A 3,406-nucleotide genomic window follows, 5' to 3' on the forward strand; every position below is an offset into this window, starting at 1 on the left:
AAATCATTTGAATGATTTCTTCTTGGTCTACGTGCCATAAAATACTCCATATATTGATGTTTATAACATCATTTGAGGAGCAGAATATCACTTATAGGAGTTGTTCAAATTTACGGATCCATCTCTTTAAGCCGCCGCGCGTAGCGCGGTCGGCTTGAACGAATTGTTAGACATCATTTACCAACTGACTTGATGATCTCGCCTTTCACAAAGCGAATAAATTCTTCCAAGTGATCTGCGCGTGAGGCCAAGTGATCTTCTTTTTGTCCCAGATAAGCTTGCTTAGCTTCAAGTAAGACGGGCTGATACTGGGCAGGTAGGCGTTTTATTGCCCAGTCGGCAGCGACATCCTTCGGCGCGATTTTGCCGGTTATTGCGCTGTACCAAATGCGGGACAACGTAAGCACTACATTTCGCTCATCGCCGGCCCAGTCGGGCTGCGAGTTCCATAGCTTCAAGGTTTCCCTCAGCGCCTCGAATAGATCCTGTTCAGGAACCGGGTCAAAGAATTCCTCCGCTGCCGGACCTACCAAGGCAACGCTATGTTCTCTTGCTTTTGTAAGCAGGATAGCTAGATCAATGTCGATCATGGCTGGCTCGAAGATACCCGCAAGAATGTCATTGCGCTGCCATTCTCCAAATTGCAGCTCGCGCTTAGCCGGATAACGCCACGGGATGATGTCGTCATGCACGACAAGGGTGACTTCTATAGCGCGGAGCGTCTCGCTCTCGCCAGGGAAAGCCGAAGCCTCCATAAGGTCATTGAGCAATGCTCGCCGCGTCGTTTCATCAAGCTTTACGGCCACAGTAACCAACAAATCAATATCGCTGTATGGCTTCAGGCCGCCATCCACTGCGGAGCCGTACAAATGCACGGCCAGCAACGTTGATTCCAGATGGCGCTCAATGACGCTTAGCACCTCTGATAGTTGGTTCGAAATTTCGATGGTCACCGCTACCCTCATGATGTCTAACGCCGCCATAAGTTGCGGCTTTGGAGTTGATTGTTTTGTGGTAGCGTAGCGTTAAACCACAAAACAAGCGACGGAAAAGCCGTCAACTTGATGGCCTTGTTAGCCTTATCAGCGCGACTGTGATGTATAAACGTCAAAAATTGAATGACCAATTTTAACAATCGCATCATTTCGCTCTGCCATTGAAGCCTGTGTTTGAGCTAGATAGATGCTCACAATAATTGGGGCTTGATGCTCACTCCACACAACTGCTGTAATACTCCGAGCACCAAATCCGCCAGCACCTGAGCGATCCGCAATGTTCCATCCCGCCGGCAATACTGAACGTAGTAAATTACCAGTGACTTGATTGTTCACCATCCAAGACTCTAATTTTTTCTGGTTCATTTCAGATAGCGCGGAACCAAATAAAAATTTATTCAAAGTACTGGCTATTGCCTTAGGAGTTGTCGTATCCCTCAAATCACCGAGCTTACCTTCATTTAAATCAGGCTCAATACGGTCTAGACGAGTCTCTTTGTCCCCAATTTGTCTTAAAAAATCAGTAACGCCTTTGGGGCCACCTACAGCACTTAGGATGATATTTGCCGCAGTATTATCACTTGTAGTCATAGTTGCGAAGCACGCATCATCGAGTGTGATTGCCTGCCCTACTTGCTTTTCTATTACAGGGGAATAGGTCACAAGATCTGCTTTCTTAATCTCGACTGTACTATTGGGATTAACTTTTCCTTGCTCAGCATCATATAGTAATTTAGCGCAAGCTATTGTTTTAAAAGTACTTGTTAACGGGAAGCGCTGATTGCCATTGTAATCCCAATATTCTCCATTTTGAGTATCAAGAACGGAAACACCTATACGAGCAGAAAGAGAAACTTCAATTGCCTTAACGTCTTGTTCAACTTGCTGAAACTTTGAACTACTTGCAAAAACCACGGATGGTATTAAAAGCGAAAATGCCAATAAAAACTTCATGTAAGTAACCCCATAATTTTGATTGTCACACATTTTATATAAAAGCATGAGGCTCCATAATATGGCTAACGCCCGCCTCAACTGCCGGAGGTTAATGGCGCCTTTTTTGCAGCTCCACCGCAAAAAAAGGTGACAGTAACCGGAGGTCAGATTGCAGGCGCTTGTTAACTCTTTTGCCAGATTTGATAACAATAGTTAATGTTAGACTCGAAATCTTGCTCAAATACCAACTTGAATGTATCTGGGATTTCAGGAAAAACTATGTCTCCATCTCGCTCGATGTCGACTGTTGAAATATGCAAAGTATCTACTTTGGAAATCAAGCTTTTGTATATTTCACCACCACCAGAAACGATAACATGATCCGTGATTTCCTCTAAATTTATTAAGGCATCCTGAATTGAGGAGAAAACCATTACACCCTCATCATTCGTAGAAAAATTAGAGCGAGTTACAACTGCATACTTTCGATTTGGGAGAGCGCCCATTGACTCAAAAGTTTTGCGTCCAACTAAAAGCCATTGATTATATGTAATTGCCTTAAATAGAAGTTGCTCGCCTTTGGCGCTCCATGGAATATCTGGTCCATTACCGATAATACCGTTCTTCGACTTGGCAGCCATTAGTGATAACTTCACGATTTCTCCCTCGAGTTAACTTTGTTTTAGGGCGACTGCCCTGCTGCGTAACATCGTTGCTGCTCCATAACATCAAACATCGACCCACGGCGTAACGCGCTTGCTGCTTGGATGCCCGAGGCATAGACTGTACAAAAAAACAGTCATAACAAGCCATGAAAACCGCCACTGCGCCGTTACCACCGCTGCGTTCGGTCAAGGTTCTGGACCAGTTGCGTGAGCGCATACGCTACTTGCATTACAGCTTACCAACCGAACAGGCTTATGTCCACTGGGTTCGTGCCTTCATCCGTTTCCACGGTGTGCGTCACCCGGCAACCTTGGGCAGCAGCGAAGTCGAGGCATTTCTGTCCTGGCTGGCGAACGAGCGCAAGGTTTCGGTCTCCACGCATCGTCAGGCATTGGCGGCCTTGCTGTTCTTCTACGGCAAGGTGCTGTGCACGGATCTGCCCTGGCTTCAGGAGATCGGAAGACCTCGGCCGTCGCGGCGCTTGCCGGTGGTGCTGACCCCGGATGAAGTGGTTCGCATCCTCGGTTTTCTGGAAGGCGAGCATCGTTTGTTCGCCCAGCTTCTGTATGGAACGGGCATGCGGATCAGTGAGGGTTTGCAACTGCGGGTCAAGGATCTGGATTTCGATCACGGCACGATCATCGTGCGGGAGGGCAAGGGCTCCAAGGATCGGGCCTTGATGTGGCACTGTTGCAAAGTTAGCGATGAGGCAGCCTTTTGTCTTATTCAAAGGCCTTACATTTCAAAAACTCTGCTTACCAGGCGCATTTCGCCCAGGGGATCACCATAATAAAATGCTGAGGCCTGGC

2 protein-coding genes and 2 pseudogenes are annotated in these 3,406 nt (G+C 47.0%); 1 reads left to right on the forward strand and 3 read right to left on the reverse strand.

The genetic code is table 11. The annotated features are described in order from the left end of the window. Positions 1-126: 126 nt before the first annotated feature. From FTU19_RS16015 to dfrA16, 3 genes and pseudogenes are all read right to left on the reverse strand, one after another. A pseudogene (locus FTU19_RS16015) lies at positions 127-965 on the reverse strand (AadA family aminoglycoside 3''-O-nucleotidyltransferase). A gap of 117 nt (positions 966-1,082) precedes the next feature. Further along, positions 1,083-1,949, reverse strand: a complete 867-nt coding sequence (locus FTU19_RS16020; RefSeq protein WP_001931474.1) for a PSE family carbenicillin-hydrolyzing class A beta-lactamase CARB-2 — start codon at positions 1,947-1,949, stop codon at positions 1,083-1,085. 164 nt (positions 1,950-2,113) lie between these two features. Continuing rightward, entirely contained in the window at positions 2,114-2,587 is a 474-nt protein-coding gene (dfrA16, locus tag FTU19_RS16025; RefSeq protein WP_032490158.1) for a trimethoprim-resistant dihydrofolate reductase DfrA16, read from the reverse strand. 155 nt (positions 2,588-2,742) lie between these two features. On the opposite strand from dfrA16, the pseudogene intI1 reads away from it, so the two are divergent. Further along, positions 2,743-3,279 (forward strand): annotated as a pseudogene (gene intI1, locus FTU19_RS16030) (class 1 integron integrase IntI1); the annotation flags it as partial. Between the last annotated feature and the right edge of the window lie 127 nt (positions 3,280-3,406).

The organism is Acinetobacter sp. YH12072 (assembly GCF_013419565.1).
GTDB lineage: Bacteria > Pseudomonadota > Gammaproteobacteria > Pseudomonadales > Moraxellaceae > Acinetobacter.